The sequence below is a fragment of the Amycolatopsis alba DSM 44262 genome (genome assembly GCF_000384215.1).
Taxonomy (GTDB): domain Bacteria; phylum Actinomycetota; class Actinomycetes; order Mycobacteriales; family Pseudonocardiaceae; genus Amycolatopsis; species Amycolatopsis alba.
In genome coordinates, this window is sequence record NZ_KB913032.1 from 7331733 (window position 1) to 7348288 (window position 16556).

Here is a 16556-nt window from a genome sequence, read left to right on the forward strand (position 1 = left end):
ACCGATTGGTTCGTCTCGACCAAATCTAACCTCGGAATTCGTAGCGCGCTACGAACCGATCCACACCTTTCCGGTGGTGACCTCGTCCAGGAGATCGGGAATCGGGGTCACGCCCAGGCCCGGTCCGGTCGGCACCGGCAGCTGCCCGGCCTCCAGCACGAACGGCTCGGTGATGTCCGTGCGGTAGAACCGGCCGGACGCCGACGTGTCACCCGGCAGCGTGAAGCCGGGCAGCGACGCCAGCGCGACGTTGGCCGCCCGGCCGAGGCCGGTTTCGATCATCCCGCCGCACCACACCGCGACCCCGTGCGCCGCGCAGACGTCGTGCACCCGGCGGGCTTCGAGGTAGCCGCCGACGCGGCCCGGTTTGATGTTGACGATCTGGCAGGCGCCGAGCTTGATCGCGTCCGCCGCGGCCTTGGCGGAGACGATCGACTCGTCGAGGCAGATCGGCGTCCGGATGCGCTTGGCCAGTTCGGCGTGGCCGAGCACGTCCTCTTCTTCGAGCGGCTGCTCGATCAGCAGGAGATCGAACGGGTCGAGCCGCGACAGCAGCGGCGCGTCGCCCAGGGTGTACGCGGTGTTGGCGTCGACCTGGAGCAGCACGTCGTCACCGAAGCGCTCCCGCACCTGCCGCACCGGCTCGACGTCCCAGCCGGGTTCGATCTTCAGCTTGATCCGGACGTAACCCTCGTCGAGGTAGCCGCCGACGACGTCGAGCAGCTGCGGGATCGAGTCCATGATCCCGACCGAGACGCCGCAGGCCACGGAGTCGCGAACGGACCCCAGTTCGGCCGCGAAGGACCGTTCATGCGCGCGGAGTTCGGCGTCGAGGACGGCCATCTCCAGCGCCCCCTTAGCCATCCGGTGGCCTTTGAACTTCGCCAGCAGCGGCGTCACCTTGTGCGCGGTCACGTCGTCCGCGGCCAGCAGGGCCGGGATCAGATGGTTGCGCAGCACGTGTTCGGCGGCGTCGTTGTACTCCGACGAGTAGACCGGCGCCGCCATCGTGACGCATTCGCCCCAGCCCTCGCCCGCCGGGGTCACCGCGCGGACGAGCAGGAGTTCCCGTTCGGACTGCGTCCCGAACGACGTCCGGAACGGGGCCACGAGCGGCATCCGGAGCCGGCGCAGTTCCACACCGCTGAGTTTCACGACTGCTCCTTCGAGATCACGTACCAGCCGGCACGATCGAAACCGGCGACCTTGGCGTTGTCCGCCATCAGTCCGCCGAGGACTTCGCGCAGGGCGACGCGCCACGCGTTGCCGCGACCGGGATCGGTGCGGCGTAACCGTTCGATGTCGGGCGGGACGGCGACGAGCACGGTCCGCCCGTCCGCGGATCCGATGCTCGGACCGCCGTCGGAGTCGACCGACAGCGCCTTCACCGCGCCCAGCGCTTCCGCGTCGATCAGGACGGGATCGCCGAAAGCGGCGGCGCGGACCTCCGGACTCGCCAGCTCCCAGCCGACCATCAGCCGGTCGGTGTCACCCGAACCGTTGATGCTGTCCTCCATCGGACCGTAGAAGTCGGGCAGGTAGCCGATCGGCCGCGCGCCGAGTTTCCCCAGGTTGAAGTAGGCGTTGCGTCGCACCAGCGGATCGAAGGTCCAGGTGACCGTCGAGACGTCCTGGGACAGCGCCCAGGCGCGCTGGTGCAGTTTGAGCGCGCGCCCGATCCCCCGCCCCACGCCGGCGCCGGCGACGCCGGCGATGTGACTGTGCAGGCTGCCTTTCCCAGGGTTGCCGAAGAAGCCGAAACAGGCCCCCAGCAGTTCGCCGTCCTCGAACGCGCCCGCGACGTAGTTCCCGGCCGAGGACATCGCACGGAGCAGCTCCGTGCTCACCGGCCGGGAGCCGGGCGCGGACTTCCAGATCGACTCGAACAGGCCGACCACGGCGGCCAGATCGGCGATTTCGGTGAGTTCGCGGATTTCGACGCCCGAAGCCACGGCCGTGGCCCGCGCGGCGGCGACGGCTTCGGCGCGCACCTCGGCCGACGACGGGCTTTCCGTATTCGTCGCAAGATTCGTCACGGGACAATCCTTTCCCGGCACGGTGGCCGAGTCACCGTCGCGCCGCACCAGATTCGCCCGCGGGATTCGTCGCGCCGGACGGACCCCGCTTCGCGAGAACGTTTTCCACGAGTGCGGCCAGCAAAGCGGTCCGTCGCGGCAGTTCCGCGACGATGACGTGTTCGTGATCCGCGTGGGCCCCGCCGCCGACGGCGCCGAGACCGTCCAAGGTGGGAATTCCCATCCCCGCGGTGTAATTGCCGTCCGAGGCGCCGCCGACCGACGCGGAAGCCAGTTCCCCGAGCCCGAGTTGGCCTGCCAGGTCCTGGGCCAGCTCGAACAATCCCGCCGACGAGCTTTCTTCGAGCGGCGGCCGGTTGATCCCGCCGGTCACCCGGACCTCGGCGTCCTCCAGTACCGGACGGAGGTCCCGCATGGCCCTGTCGACGCGGAGTTGCTCGGCTTCGTTCCACACCCGCACGTCGACGGCGACACCCGCGGCGGCGGGAACGGTGTTCACCGTCGTTCCCGCCGAGACGACGGTGGGGGTCACGCTGGTCCCGGCCGCCGGATCGGCGATCGCGGCCACCGCGAGGATCTGATGGGCGATCTCGATTCCCGCGTTGATCCCCTTCTCCGGTTCGAGACCGGCGTGCGCGGCGCGCCCGACCACCTCGACTCGGTAATGGGAAACGCCTTTGCGGCGGCATTTCAGCGCGCCGCCGTCGGCCGAGGCCTCCAGCACGAACGCGGCGTCGCACCCCGCCGCCGATTCCTCGATCAGGGCACGGGACGACGGCGAGCCGATCTCCTCGTCACCGGTGACCAAAATGGACAGTCCGCCGCGATCGGGCACGGTCGCGGCGGCGTGCAGCGCCATCACGACCCCGGCCTTCATGTCGAAACATCCGGGTCCGCGCAACACGCCGTCCCGGATGGAGAACGGATGTGTCTCCAGCGAACCGTGGGGCCACACCGTGTCGTGGTGGCCGAGGAGCAGGACACGAGGCGGCCCGTCGCCGAAGCGCCAGCGCAGATGGGTGACCCCGTCGACGACGATCCGCTCCGGCTCCACGCCGAGCAGCCTCCGGCCCATTCCGGCCACCACTTCGGCGCTGCGGGCCACCGCTTCGTGATCCGACGACGGCGACTCGCAGCGGACGAGCGTCTCGATGTCGGCGAGCAGGTCGCTCATCGCGGCTCACCCCGCAGCGGCTTGCCGGGGAAGGCGTCGGTGCGCAGGTTCCCGTCGGTGACGACAGGAACGCCCGAAACGAACAGATGCCGGACGCCGACCGAAGGCCTGGTCGGGTCGAAGTAGGTCGCCGCGTCGGTGATGGCGTGCGGGTCGATGGCGACGATGTCGGCGTCGGCACCGACGTTGAGCCTTCCCTTGGCCAGTGCCCCCGGCGCGACCTCGTCGAGCACGCGCGCCGGCAAGTAGGAGCAGCGACGGAACGCCTCCAGCCAGGTCCAGGCCTTGCTCTCGCGCACCATCAGGCGCAACGTCTTGGCGTACGTCCCCGCCGTGCGCGGATGCGTCGCGCCGCCGGGCGGCAACGGCCATTCGGTGCTCTCACTGGTCCCGTTCTTCCAGTACACGGGCAGCGCGTCGCTGGCGACGATGGCGTCGGGGAACACGAGCGCCTGGTGCAGCAGACCGAGGTCGCGCGGGTTGCTTTCGTCGAGGAACTCCAGGATGCACGGCGCGCCTTGGTCTTCGGCGCGCACCTGGAGCAGGCGTCCCTCGTCGGCGATGCGCTCCCCCGTCTCCAGCATGATCACACTGGACGGCGACAGCCCCTTCATCTTGAGCCGTTCGGGTGAGAGGAACGCCGCGCCGATCGCGGTACTGCCCGCACCGTACGGATAGGCCTCGACGGTCACCCGCGACCCGGCCGCGCGGCCCGCTTCCAGCGCCGCGAGCACCCGCTCGATCTGGTGACCGGACGTGCTGTTCACGTGGCAGTGGTGCATCGCGGCACCGGTCTCGGCCGCGACGATCGCGATCTCCGCCGAGCCGTCGACGGGTGTCTCGGGGTTCACCTCGACCAGTTCACGGACGTGGGTGTATGTCGGCGCCCCGGCCTCCTTCGCGAGGCGGGCCAGCGCGAGGAACTCACCAGGGTCGGTGTCGGGCGCGTAGCCGAGGAGCACGCCGACGCCGAGCGCGCCCGCGGCCAGCTCACCGTCCACAAGGGACAGCCAGGCCGCCAGTTCCTTCGGCGACGAAGACCTTTGCCAGACCGGGTTTCCGAGCACGGCGAGACCGCTGTCGATATTCGCGTCCGGCTCGATCCCGGCGAGCACCTGCGCCCGCGCGGCACCCCAGGACGCGGAGAACCCGTAGTGCAGCGGACGTCCCGCCGCCGCGGCCTCGGCGTACGCCCGCTCGATCGGCATCAGCCCGGCTTCGAGGTCGAGCGCGGTCGTCACCCCGTCCATCGCCTGCAGCCGCTGGCCCGCGATGGTGTGCACGTGGCTGTGCAGGTCGATGAAACCCGGCCCCACGACGAGCCCGGTGACGTCGATCTCCATGTCGCCCGGCTCGGCGGTCAAACCTTCCCCGACGGCGGTGACCACCCCGTCGGATACCAGCACGTCGGCCGTGCCGTCGAACCCCGTCGCCGGGTCGATGACACGACCGCCACGCAAGAGTGTCCGCATGCTTCGCCTCCTTGGATCGCCTCGTTCATGGCGACCCTAGGAGGTTTCGGCAGGTGTCCGTTCGTACCGGGCGACGAATCCGCGCCCTCGGGTCCATCCGCCCGCACGAACCGCTTTCCACTCCTCGTCCGGGTCACTGGGTGGCCGGAGGTCAGCAGCAGCCACCGCCGGGTGCTCGGCCTCACGGGCGGTGTCGCGAAAGCCACTTTCGGGACGTCTGGTGTCCCGAAAGTGGCTTTCGCGACACCCGAGACCGCAAGTGAGTCGCTAGCGGTTCCGGTGCTCCGCGATGATCTCCGCGTACCGGTGCCCGCTCGCCTTGACCGTCCGGACCTGCGTGTCGTAGTCGACCCGCACGAGCCCGAACCGCTTGCTCAGCCCGCTGTCCCATTCGAAGTTGTCGAGCAGCGACCAGGCGAAGTAGCCCTTCACCGGAGCGCCCGCCTCGGCGGCACCGGCGACGGCGCCCAGGTGTTCCTCCAGGTAGGCGATGCGGTCGGCGTCGTGGATCGATCCGTCCTCGGCGACCTTGTCGTCGAAGGCGGCCCCGCTCTCGGTGACGTAGATGGCCCGTGCGCCGTATTCGTCGGCGAGCCGGTGGATCAGATCCGCGAGCCCCTGCCCGTGGATCTCCCAGCCCATCGCGGTCGTGGCGGCCCCTTCGACGGGCACCTGCCTGGCACGCGGTACGGGGCCGTTCGGGTCGGCCTCGACGATCTGGCGGAAGTAGTAGTTCAGCCCATGGAAGCCGACCGGGGTCGAGATCACTTCGAGGTCGTCCCCGACCACGGGCGGCTCGACGCCGTAGACCTCGATCATGTCCGCCGGGTAGCCGCGGCCGTTCGACGGGTCGAGCCACCAGCGGTTGACGTGCCCGTCCATCCGGGCCGCCGCCTCGACGTCCTCGGCGGCGTCCGACGCGGGCTCGATCCCGCTGAGGTTCACCACCAGGCCGACGTTGGCGGGCTCGGCGGCGTTCGCGGTGATCGCCTGCACGCCGAGGCCGTGCGCGAGCAGGAGATGGTGTGACGCGTGGATCGCCTGCTCGAGGTCCTTGATCCCCGGCGCGAAGCGGCCTTCGAGGTAGCCGAGCCAGGCCGAGCACAACGGCTCGTTGACGGTGTTCCAGTCTTTGACCCGGTCACCGAGTTTCGCCGCGACGACAGCAGCGTAGTCCGCGTACGCGTAGGCCGTGTCGCGCTCGGGCCAGCCGCCGTTCGCCTGCAGTGCCGAGGGCAGGTCCCAGTGGAACAGCGTGGCGAACGGCCGGATCCCGGCTTCGAGCAACGCGTCGACCAGCCGGTCGTAGAAGCCGAGACCGGCGGCGTTGACCTCGCCGCGGCCGGTCGGGATCACCCGCGGCCAGGCGACCGAGAACCGGTACGCGTCCAGGCCCAGCTGCTTCATGATGCCGAGATCCTCCGGCCAGCGCCGGTAGTGATCGCACGCGACGTCGGCGGTGTCGCCGTTCAGGACGGCACCCGGCACCCGGACGAAGTCGTCCCAGATGGACGGCAGGCGGCCGTCGACGTCGACGGCGCCCTCGACCTGGTACGAGGCGGTGGCCGCACCCCACAGGAAATCGGCGGGCAGGTGCAGGTTCAAGGCAGACCTCTCTTCGGCGATGCGGGTCATTTGACGGCGCCGGCGGTCAGACCGGCGACGAGATAACGCTGGAGCAGCAGGAATCCGGCGACGACCGGCACGGAGACGATCAGGGACGCGGCCATGACCTGGTTCCAGTACACCTGGACCTGGGTGGAGTACTCCTGGAGCCCGACGGCGAGGGTCCGCGTGCCCGAGTCGGTCATCACCGACGCGAACAGGACCTCGCCCCAGGCGGTCATGAACGAGTAGATCCCCACCGCGACGACGCCCGGCATGGCCGCCGGGACGACCACCCGGATCAGCGCGCCGAGCGGCCCGGTGCCGTCGACCATCGCGGCCTCGTCGAGTTCCTTGGGGATCGAGTCGATGTAGCCGGCGAGCATCCAGATGGCGAACGGCAGCGAGAAGGTCAGGTAGGTGATGATCAACCCGAGCCGCGAGCCGTACAGGACGATGCCGGTGGTGTTGCCGATGTTGACGAAGATGAGGAACAGCGGCAGCAGGAACAGGATGCCGGGGAACATCTGCGTGGACAGCACCGTCAGCTTGAAGAAGTTCTTGCCGCGGAACCGGAAACGGCTCAGGGCGTATGCCGCGAAGATCGCGATCACGACCGAGAGGATCGCCGCCGACCCCGAAATGACCAGGCTGTTCACGAAGTAGTCGGCGAGCGGGATGGTCTCCCAGATGTCGAAGAACGGCTGGATGGTCAGCGTCGTCGGGATCCACTCCCATTTGCCCTGTACGTCCCCGAGTGGTTTGAGCGACGACGAAACCATGGCGTACAGCGGCACCAGGGTGAACAGGGTGAGGAAGCCGAGGACGATCCGGCGGGCCCACGGGACCCAGCGAGGCTCAGACAACGGCGTTCCTCCTTCGCGCGGTCAGTCCCAAGTAGACGGTGCTGACGACGAGCAGGAACAGCAGCAACAGCACCGACATCGCCGAGCCGAGACCGAAGTTCCAGGTCACGAAGGAACTCTGGTAGATGTGGATCGAGATCAGCGACGCCTCCTTCGGCGCGGACGCTCCGAAGAGGACATACGGTGTGTTGAAGTCGTTGAAGGTCCACAGGAACAGCACCAGCAGCAGGACCTGGTTGACCGGCCGCAGCATCGGCTGGGTGATCGCCTGGAACTGCCGCCACCAGCCCGCGCCGTCGATGGCCGCCGCCTCGTACAGTTCGCCGGGGATGTTCTGCAGCCCGGCCATCACGATCAGGAACGCGAACGGCCAGTTGCGCCAGACCGAGACCACCACCAGCGACCAGAAGCTGTTGTCCCCGATGAGCCAGAAGGAATCGGTGCCCAGCAGGTCGTTCACCAGGCCGGTGTCCTTCTGGAACATGAACGACCAGGTGATCACCGCCGCGTACATCGGCAGCGCGTACGGCACCAGGAACAGCGTCCGGAGCACGCCACGGCCCCGGAAGTTCTTCTGCATCAGCACGGCGGCCGAGGTCCCGAAGAGCCAGCAGAACCCGACCGAGAGGACGGTGTAGAGAACGCTGATCCAGAACGACCCGAGCAGCGACTTCCCCGCCGCGGAGTTGAAGTCCAGGACGAACTTGTAGTTGTCCAGTCCGGCGGGCGGCGCGGTGGTGAAGTCCCGGATGGAGAACTGCGTCAGCTTGAAGAAGCTCATCACGAGCCCGGCGATCATCGGGATCAGGTGGACGAGCAGTTCGAGCAGGATCGCGGGGAGCAGGAGCAGGTACGGCAGCGCGACCCGGCGCCGCTTGCGCCGGACCCGCTGAGGTCCGGGCGCCCCGGCCGCGTTCACGGCCGGGGCGTTGTCGAGCGCGGTCGGCATCAACTACCGGCCGCGATCTGCTGGTCCGCCTGGTTCAGCTGGTCCCGGATCTTGGCGCCGTCGACGGGCTTGCCCGCGGCGACGTCGGCGAACATCGCCTTCATCGCGGTGCCGATCAGAGTCTCGAACTGCGACTCCTGCGGAACCTGCGGCATCGGCTCGGCCGAGTTCGCGAGCACGTTCTGGAACACCTTGACGTCCTCGGTCTGGAACGCCGCGTCGCTGTAGGCGTCCTGGACGGTCGGCAGCGAACCGTAGGTCTTGTTGAGCAGCGCCTGCTCCGGCGCCGAGACCATGAACTTCACGAAGTCCAGTGCGGCGTCGGGGTTCTTGGTGCCCTTGAAGACCGACATGTTGATCCCCGCGACGAAGCTGCTCACCTTCCGGCCGTTCGGCGGCGCGGCGGCGGGCAGCGGGATCGGCGCGACCCCCAGGTTCGCCATGTCCATCCCGATGTTCTTGAACGAACCCGCGGACGCCTGGTTCATGAACATCGCGGCCTTGCCGTCCGAAAGGTCCTTGAGGGACTTGGCGGTGTCGGCGTATTCGGCGTTGGCCGGGTTGACGATCTTGTCCTTCTGCATCAGGTCGACGAACTGCTGCACGGCCGCGACCGAGGGATCCGATGCCAGCTGCGGCTTGCCCTCGGGGGTGAAGAACTGCGCGCCCTGCTGGGCGCCGAGGATCGCCGCGTGGTGGCTGTTCTCGGTGACCTGACCGGCCTGGAGCGAGAGCCCCCACTGGCCCTTCTCCGGTTTGGTGAGCTTCTTGCCGTCCTCGACGAGTTCCTCCCAGGTGGCAGGCGGCTTGGCGATGCCGGCCTCCGCGAAGAGCTTCTTGTTGTAGTACAGGCCGTACGCCTGACCGTAGAGCGGCACGCCGACCGGCGGCTGCCCGCTCGCCCCGGTGGCCGCCAGCGACGGGCCGAGGAACCGCGACTTGCCCCCGGCCTTCTCCAGCGCGGCGTCGTCGAACGGCAGGAACGCCCCGGTCGCCTGCAACGAGGCCGACCAGGTGTTGCCGATGTTGAGCACATCCGGCCCCTTGCCGGAGGTGGTGGCCGCGAGGATCCGGTTGAGCAGATCCGTCCACGGGACGACCTCGAGCTTGACCTTGATCCCGGAGGCCTTCTCGAACTTGTCGAGTTCGGGCTGCAGGACTGCCTTGTCGTTGTCGAGGCTGGTGCCCTGATTGGAAGCCCAGTACACGAGCTCCTTGGGAGCACTGGACGACGTGTCGCCGCCGCCGCACGCCGTCGTGGCTGCGGCCGCCAGCGCCAGTACGAGCGCGGGAGCGATCTTTCCGATTCGCATCGATGGTCCTCGGGGTGAGTGGCCAAGCCGCGTCCGGAGCTGTGATCCGTGACACGCCTTATTTCAGGGCTTGAGTTAAGGCTAGACACAACGCTGCCGTCAAGACCCGGACGCCGATTGGTACCCGGCGATCGCAGGTGAGCGATTACCAGGTCAGCCCCGATTCCCGTGAGAGATCATCGCAGACCGGGACGGCCGGGCGCCACGCTCACTTTCCGGTGAGCACGTCGATGGCCTGTCCCCGGTGCGCGGCGAACAGCTCCAGCGCCCTCTCGCCGTCGCGATCACGAAGAGCCGACGCCAGCCGCCGGTGCTCCTCCGGAATGCTCGCGAGATACCCCTCGGAGTTCACGCCGATCCGCGTCAGCAGGAACAGGTGCACCTGCGACCGGATCGCCTGCCACGCCTCGATGAGCCGCCGATGCCCGGAAGCCGCGTAGACCACGTCATGGAAGTCGATGTCGCAGCGCACCATCTCGTGCTCGTCGCGAGCCCGGTCCATCCGCTCGACGACCTCGTCGATCGCGGCCAGTTCCGCCTCGGACGCGGAAGCGACCACCAGCCGGACGGCGAGTTGTTCCAGCGCCGAACGGAGACTGTCGAGTTCGGCGACGTCCACATCGGACAGCGTCGTGACGATCGCGCCGCGGTGCCATTCGCTGCGGACCAGCCCCTCGCGCTCCAGCTTGAGCAGCGCTTCGCGCACCGGGCCGCGACTGACGCCGAGTGCCTCCGAAAGCTCCACCTCGCGCAACTGCGCGCCAGGCGGATAGGCGCCACCGAAGATGGCGTCCCTGACTCTGTCCGCGACCTCGTCCGCCAGCCCGCGACGACGCGCCGGCACAACCCTGCCGGGTTCGCTCATCGTCACCCTCCCTAGGAGGGCCCGATCTTAGCGGCCCACGCTTTGTCCTAATGTTAACATTCAGACATGACTATCCTCGACTCCTCCATTCCGCGCTTCCACCTCGCCATGCCCGTCGACGACCTGGCCGCCGCGCGCACCTTCTACGGCGAAGTCCTCGGCCTCGAACAGGGCCGCAGCTCCGACACCTGGATCGACTGGAACCTCCACGGCCACCAGTTCGTCACGCATGTCGCCCCGGACCGGCCGAAGCAGATCCACAACCCCGTCGACGGACACGACGTGCCCGTCCCCCACTTCGGCCTGCTCCTCACCGTGCCGGAGTTCCGGAAGCTGGCCGACCGGCTGCGCGCGGCGGGCACCTCGTTCGTCATCGAGCCCTACGTCCGGTTCGAAGGCCAGACCGGCGAACAGTGGACGATGTTCCTGCTGGACCCGGCGGGCAACGCCCTGGAGTTCAAGGCGTTCGCCGACGACTCGCAGGTCTTCGCCGCCTGAGCCCCGATCCACCCGGAAGCGCGGATTGATAATCCCCACATTATCGATCGGTGCGGCTTTCCGCGTTGATCAAGGCCTGCCGCCGGGAGATGCTTGTCCTGTCAGCGAGCCTGCTGAACACGGAAAACCAAGGAGACGCCACCATGTTCGACCCCATCCTCCTCCGGGCCGCCGACGCCGAGATCGTCAGCGACGCGCCGGGCAGTGACATCACGCTGCTGGCCGACTCGGACACCACCGACGGGGGCTTCACCGCGAACCGCGCGACCCTGAAGGACGGCGTCTTCGGTACCCCGGCCCACTTCCACACCCGCGCGACCGAGTTCTTCTTCGTGCTCGAAGGAAAACTCCAGGTGCTCGTCGATGAAACCCTGCACACCCTGGAGAAGGGCGACTTCCTCGCCGTGCCGCCGCAGGTGCCGCACGCGTTCGGGCCCGAGGCCGGTTCGGACGCCGACGTCCTGGTGACCTTCACTCCCGGCATGGCCCGCTTCGATTACTACCGGCTCCTCGACCGGGTCGCCCGCGGTGAAGCCGACCCGTCGGAGATCGCCGCGTCGTCGAAGCAGTACGACAACCACTACGTCGACAGCCCGATCTGGCGCGCCGCCCGCGGCCAGTGAGCGTCAGTCGATGACCGCGGTCGCCTCGACCTCGACCAGGTGCTCGGGCACGTCGAGTGCCGCGACACCGATCAGCGTGCCCGGCGGGACCGGGGTGCCGCCCAGTTTGGCGGCGGCCCGGTCCACGCCTTCGAGGAACAGGGCGAGTTTGTCCGGGGTCCAGTCGACGACGTAGACGGTCATCTTCGCGACGTCGTCAAAGGTGGCGCCTGCCCCGGCGAGCGCGGTGCCGATGTTCAGGTAGCACTGTTCGACCTGGGCGGCGAGATCTCCTTCGCCGACTGTGGCACCGTCGGCGGCCCAGGCGACCTGTCCCGCGATGAAGACCAGCTTCGACCCCGTCGCGATCGACACCTGCCGGTAGGCGGGGATCTCCGGCAGTCCCGCCGGATTCACCAGGGTGATGCTCATCGGTACTCCTTGCTCTTGGTCACTTGTGGTTACCCAGGAACTGTAGGAGAGTGTGCGGCGACCTGGAAGAACGCACCTTTTCGTGACTGGGGAACCTGATGGTGACCAAGCAGCTCAGCGGCAAGACCGACGACGCGGACCTGATGCGGGCGGACTCGCTGGCGCGGGAGATCTTCTCCGACATCGCCAACAAGTGGGCCCTCCTGATCATCGAGATGATCGGCGATCGCACCCGGCGGTTCACCGAACTGCGGAACGACATCGAGGGCATCAGCCACAAGATGCTCACCCAGAACCTGCGGATGCTGGAACGCAACGGCCTGATCGAGCGGACGGTGCATCCGACCGTGCCGCCGCGAGTCGACTACACCCTCACCGAGGCGGGGCACGGACTGCGCGCGACGGTCGACGGGATGTGCGACTGGACCCACCGGTTCCTCGGCCACATCGAAGACTCCCGTCACCGGTTCGACGCGCCTGTTAACGGTTAACGTCCTGGCCAGAGCTTCGACCGGTTCAATTACCCGCTGTCGGCGATCTATGCTCGTCGCGTGACCTCCGGCGGAGCGGAACACCGGCCAGGGTTCGAGCGGTTGCTCCGCGACGGGCCCTTCGCCGACGCGCTGCGCGAGGCGATCCGGATGCGCGGCCTCAGTCTCGAACGCCTGCGTGACCATCTGCGCGCTCGCGGCATCTCGATCACCGCGGCGACGCTCAGCTATTGGCAGTCCGGGCGCAGCCGTCCGGAGCGCCGGGATTCGGTGGTCGCGCTGCGGCACCTCGAACAGGTGCTGGAGGTACCGCCCGGCTGCCTGACCACACTGCTCGGCCCGCCGCGCGCACGCGGCCGATGGCCTGCCCGCGCGGACGACCTGCCGGAAATCGGCCGGTTCTGGCCGGACCGGACACGGATCGACGCGGCTGTCAGCGAGGTCGACACCCGGTGGGACGAACGGCTGACGAGGATCAGCCAGCACGACGTCGTCTCCGTCGGGCCCGGCAAGGAAGAGCTCGCGTTCCGGTCGCGGCAGGTGCTCCGCGCCGAGGCCGACGGCCCGGACCGGTGGGTGATGATCGTCCACATCGACGAGCACGACCGGCCGCTGCCCGAGGTGACCTCGCTCCGGGGCTGCCACCCCGGCCGGAGTGTGCATCGCCCCGAAGACGGACTTCTGGTGATGGAACTGCTCTTCGAACGGCCGCTCGCAAAAGGCGAAACGGTCATCACCGAGCACACTCTGGTGAACGAGCGCCCGTTTCCGCACGCGACGAGCTACGAACGCAAATTCCGCCTGCCCGCCCGTGAATACGTGCTCGAGATACGCTTCTCCCCCGGCGTCCTTCCAGCACGATGCCGACGATATTCCGAACAGGACGGACAATCCGCCGAGTGGGCGGACGTCTTGCCTGGCGAAGATTCCGTGCACGGCGTCGCCTTGAATTTCGGCCCTGGCCGGTTCGGCTTCGAATGGGACTGGGACTCTTAATTGTTAACGACTCGCGGGGCTACGCCTTCGCGAGGTGAGGGAATTACCGTCAGCGCACCTTCTTTCGATTCGAGGAGTGCGCATGCGAGTCCTTTCTTGTCTGAGTCTCGTGGCCTTGGCCGCCTTGGGGCTCAGCCCGGCGGCCGGTGCCGCGGCACCGGCCCATCCGGACGCCGAAGTGAACGGTGTGGCCGCCGCGTTCGGCCTGACCGTGTCCGAAGCCGAATCCCAGCTGGCCGCGCAGGACGAGGCCCACCGGCTGGCCACGTCGCTCCCTGACGGACTGCGCGCCCGCTCAGCCGGGCAGTGGTTCGACGCGGCCGCGGGCAAGCTGACCTTGGCCGTCACGAACGCGGCGGACGCCGACGCGGCCAGGGCCGCCGGTGCCGAACCGCGGCTGGTTTCCCGGAGCAAAGCCGATCTCGACCGGACAGACGAAGCCGTCCGGTCACTCGTCGGCGACGGTGTCCCCGGTGTGTTCGGCTGGGGTGTCGACGTCCAGAACAACGAGGTCGGGATCTCGGTGGATCGCTCCCGCAAGACCGCCGAGACCGAGAGTTTTCTCTTCAGGGCAAGGGATCTCGGAGTGCGGATCACCGAAACCGGGTCTTCGCCGGTTCAGCAGGCAGGCACGATCCAGACCGGCAGCCCGTGGTGGCCGGGTGGCGAGAGCAATTGTTCGGTCGGCTTCGGCGCGACCGATTCCGCGGGCGGCAAACACTTCCTCACCGCCGGGCACTGCACCAACGACCGCGATCAGGCCGCTTACGGCGCACAGGGTCAGCAGAACCGGATCGGCACTTCGAACGTCGGCGGCACTCGCAGCGTCAACGCCCGCGAAGGCGACATGGGCGTGGTCGCGGTGACACAGTCCGGCTGGGAACTCTCGGCGGCGGTCAACACCTGGGGCGAGCCCGCCGTCACCGTCACGGGTTCGGCCGAAGCCATGGTCGGCGACCGGGTCTGCCACTCCGGCAACACGTCGAAGTGGAAATGTGGGGAGGTGAAGTACACGCACAAGTCCGTCGATTACGGCGGCGGGCTGATCATCGAGGACCTGACCTGGACGACGGCGTGTTCGCTCGGCGGTGACTCGGGCGGCGGCTGGCTGCTCGGCACCAAGGCGGTCGGCCTGCACGACGGCGGCCCGTCGAAATGCGTGGAGAATCCGAGCGACGGGGACATGTCGATCTTCCAGCCGGTGGTCGAGGCGCTGAACAAGTGGAACCTCACGCTGGTGACCGGAGGCGGCGGCGACACGACGGCGCCGAGCGCGCCCGGCAACGCGCGGACCACCGGCACGACGCCGGACAGCGTGTCGCTGGCCTGGGACGCGGCCACGGACAACGTCGGTGTCACCGGTTACGACGTCTACAACGGCTCCGCGCTCGCGACGTCCGTGACGGGGACCAGCGCCACCGTGACCGGTCTCACCCCGGACACCTCGTACAGCTTCACTGTGAAGGCCCGCGACGCGGCCGGGAACGTGTCGCCCGCGAGCGGTGTCGTGTCCGCCAGAACCGCGCCCGGCGGAGTCCGGACACTGAGCAACGACACCGACTTCGCGATCCGTGACCACCAGCAGGTGTTCAGTCCGGTGACCTCGACCCTCACCGGACAGGCCGCCACGTCGCTCGGGATCTCGGTGACGATCCGGCACACCTGCGCCGAGGACCTCGGCGTGACACTGCTGGACCCCAAGGGCAAGGCCTACCCGCTCAAGTACAGCGGCGGTGCGGCGTGCACGGCCTGGAGCGGCGCGCGGACGTTCTCGGTGCCCGGCGCGTCGTCGCCCGCAGGCGGGAAGTGGCAACTTCGAGTCACCGACTACGGCCCCGGCGACACCGGTGTTCTCGACGCCTGGTCACTGACCCTCTAAGGCTCCAGTGCGCTTGGGGCTCGTGAGTGGCGAGGACGGTTTCTAACGACACTTACCACTCACGACCACCTGGACCGCCCCGTTGCCGGCGCTCGCGGTCCTGAGTCCGTGAAGGCCTCCTTCCCTACCCTGAGGGTAGGGAAGGAGGCCTTCACAACCGACCACCCTCACGACTCAGACGATCCCGCCCCGGCACGACCTGACGTCGCGAAAGCCACTTTCGCGACATCAGACGTCCCGAAAGTGGCTTTCGCGACACCCGCCCGCAGCACCCGTGAGTGGCTAGGGCGGTTCTAACCGTCCTAGCCACTCACGAGACCAGACTGCTAAGGCAACCGCACGACCCGCAGGAAGGCGGGCAGCAGCCACGGCCGGGGACCGCTCACGACGATCTTCCGGGTCAGCGCGGTACGCACCCTGCCGACCCGGTGGAACATCATCAGGTTCAGCGACGGCGGATCGAACGAGATCCGCACGTCGACCGGCCCGCCGGGCTCTTCGACCGTGACCTGCCCCCGGTGCAACACCAGCACGACCGGAGCCGTGTACGCCGAGCGGAAGGCCACGGCGATACGTCGTTCCCGCGGCGGTTCGCCGGTGTCGAGAAGGTGCCCGGTGTCGTGGGTCAGCACGCCGACCATGAAGAGATCGAAGAACAGAGCCGCGTCACCCGGCGGGATCGTCCACGACAGCTTCAGCGCCTCGGCGATGTCCCAGCCGTGGATCTGCAGTTCGTTGACCAGGTGCGCGAGGACGCCGGCCAGCGGGACCTTCGAGTCACCGAGCCAGTCCAGCGGGGTCGCCGGATCGGCGTCTTCGGTCGCCTTCAGCACTTCCTCGATGTCGGCGAGCAGTCCGGTCACCAGCACACCGATGTCACGTTCGCGAAAATCCCGTAACACCAAGGTGTTCAGCACGGAAACTGTGTCCACAGTGGTCTTCTTGAGCTGCCCTTGCCCGCGGGCGTCCAAGATCGGCGTACTGTCCGGCCGCACCAGCGAGGTGTACATCTTCGCGATCATCGCGACGTGGGCGACGGTGTCGGCCACTGTCCACTCCGCGGTGACCATCGCGTCCGGCTCCGGGACGCGGGACACCATTTCCGCGAATCTCGCGCCCGTCACCCGGTAGGCGCGCCGTACCGATTGCCATTGATCAGCCGTGATCGTTCTGGTCACGGCACGAATTTTATCGCCGCGACGCGGGAAATCCGTTCTGCTCCCGTGCGGATCCGATGTCCGCCGACAGCGTAGTGACCGTACTCACTACGGAAATCGACGTGACACACACCGACCGGCACAGGCAGACTGGACGGCAGACTCAGCCTTCGCTGTCACCGTTGCCCGCGCCGAAGGCGGCCACGCGGAACCCCGCCCCC

The 16556-nt window shown here is 68.2% G+C and carries 16 protein-coding genes; 5 read left to right on the forward strand and 11 right to left on the reverse strand.

From position 1 onward, the window contains the following. Positions 1-48 precede the first annotated feature (48 nt). The 9 genes from menC to AMYAL_RS0134390 all read right to left on the reverse strand — a co-directional run bounded on the left by menC (position 49) and on the right by AMYAL_RS0134390 (position 10280). Positions 49-1155, reverse strand: a complete 1107-nt coding sequence (gene menC / locus AMYAL_RS0134350) for an o-succinylbenzoate synthase (RefSeq protein ID WP_020635833.1) — start codon at positions 1153-1155, stop codon at positions 49-51. Continuing rightward, the gene (locus AMYAL_RS0134355) at positions 1152-2036 is read right to left on the reverse strand and encodes a hypothetical protein (protein ID WP_026467675.1); all 885 of its coding nucleotides are present in this window, start codon (positions 2034-2036) and stop codon (positions 1152-1154) included. Before AMYAL_RS0134355 ends, menC begins: the two co-directional genes overlap by 4 nt. A 31-nt stretch (positions 2037-2067) precedes the next feature. Further along, positions 2068-3210, reverse strand: a complete 1143-nt coding sequence (locus AMYAL_RS0134360) for a M20 family metallopeptidase (protein WP_020635835.1) — start codon at positions 3208-3210, stop codon at positions 2068-2070. Then, positions 3207-4682 (reverse strand): amidohydrolase family protein, encoded by a 1476-nt coding sequence (locus tag AMYAL_RS0134365; RefSeq protein ID WP_020635836.1) that lies wholly within the window; start codon positions 4680-4682, stop codon positions 3207-3209. Before AMYAL_RS0134365 ends, AMYAL_RS0134360 begins: the two co-directional genes overlap by 4 nt. A gap of 267 nt (positions 4683-4949) precedes the next feature. Beyond that, entirely contained in the window at positions 4950-6287 is a 1338-nt protein-coding gene (locus tag AMYAL_RS0134370) for a GH1 family beta-glucosidase (RefSeq protein ID WP_020635837.1), read from the reverse strand. A gap of 26 nt (positions 6288-6313) precedes the next feature. After that, positions 6314-7153 carry a carbohydrate ABC transporter permease gene (locus AMYAL_RS0134375; protein WP_020635838.1) on the reverse strand — a complete coding sequence of 280 codons (840 nt, stop codon included), beginning with the start codon at positions 7151-7153 and terminating at the stop codon, positions 6314-6316. Next, the gene (locus AMYAL_RS0134380) at positions 7146-8102 is read right to left on the reverse strand and encodes a carbohydrate ABC transporter permease (RefSeq protein WP_020635839.1); all 957 of its coding nucleotides are present in this window, start codon (positions 8100-8102) and stop codon (positions 7146-7148) included. The genes AMYAL_RS0134375 and AMYAL_RS0134380 overlap by 8 nt, the downstream gene beginning before the upstream one ends. Then, positions 8102-9415 (reverse strand): ABC transporter substrate-binding protein, encoded by a 1314-nt coding sequence (locus tag AMYAL_RS0134385; protein WP_020635840.1) that lies wholly within the window; start codon positions 9413-9415, stop codon positions 8102-8104. The genes AMYAL_RS0134380 and AMYAL_RS0134385 overlap by 1 nt, the downstream gene beginning before the upstream one ends. Positions 9416-9623: 208 nt before the next feature. Continuing rightward, positions 9624-10280, reverse strand: coding sequence for a GntR family transcriptional regulator (locus tag AMYAL_RS0134390; RefSeq protein WP_020635841.1), 657 nt, complete (start codon positions 10278-10280; stop codon positions 9624-9626). A gap of 66 nt (positions 10281-10346) precedes the next feature. Between AMYAL_RS0134390 and AMYAL_RS0134395 the strand changes: the two genes are divergently transcribed. After that, positions 10347-10778, forward strand: a complete 432-nt coding sequence (locus AMYAL_RS0134395) for a VOC family protein (protein ID WP_020635842.1) — start codon at positions 10347-10349, stop codon at positions 10776-10778. Positions 10779-10921: 143 nt separating this feature from the next. Continuing rightward, entirely contained in the window at positions 10922-11401 is a 480-nt protein-coding gene (locus AMYAL_RS0134400) for a cupin domain-containing protein (protein WP_026467676.1), read from the forward strand. Positions 11402-11404: 3 nt separating this feature from the next. Here AMYAL_RS0134400 and AMYAL_RS0134405 read toward each other — a convergent pair whose 3' ends face one another. Further along, positions 11405-11812, reverse strand: coding sequence for a RidA family protein (locus AMYAL_RS0134405; RefSeq protein ID WP_020635844.1), 408 nt, complete (start codon positions 11810-11812; stop codon positions 11405-11407). Positions 11813-11910: 98 nt separating this feature from the next. On the opposite strand from AMYAL_RS0134405, the gene AMYAL_RS0134410 reads away from it, so the two are divergent. The 3 genes from AMYAL_RS0134410 to AMYAL_RS0134420 all read left to right on the forward strand — a co-directional run bounded on the left by AMYAL_RS0134410 (position 11911) and on the right by AMYAL_RS0134420 (position 15178). Further along, complete coding sequence (locus tag AMYAL_RS0134410) at positions 11911-12303, forward strand: winged helix-turn-helix transcriptional regulator (RefSeq protein ID WP_020635845.1); 393 nt, start codon at positions 11911-11913, stop codon at positions 12301-12303. A 60-nt stretch (positions 12304-12363) separates the two neighbouring features. Further along, positions 12364-13299: a helix-turn-helix domain-containing protein gene (locus tag AMYAL_RS0134415; protein WP_020635846.1), complete on the forward strand. Its 936-nt coding sequence runs from the start codon at positions 12364-12366 to the stop codon at positions 13297-13299. Between the two features lie 82 nt (positions 13300-13381). Next, a complete protein-coding gene (locus tag AMYAL_RS0134420) occupies positions 13382-15178 on the forward strand; it encodes a fibronectin type III domain-containing protein (protein ID WP_026467677.1) in 1797 nt (598 codons plus the stop codon). A gap of 326 nt (positions 15179-15504) precedes the next feature. On the opposite strand, the gene AMYAL_RS0134425 is transcribed toward AMYAL_RS0134420, so the two are convergent. Further along, positions 15505-16356 (reverse strand): maleylpyruvate isomerase N-terminal domain-containing protein, encoded by an 852-nt coding sequence (locus AMYAL_RS0134425; protein WP_245193217.1) that lies wholly within the window; start codon positions 16354-16356, stop codon positions 15505-15507. Positions 16357-16556: the final 200 nt, after the last annotated feature.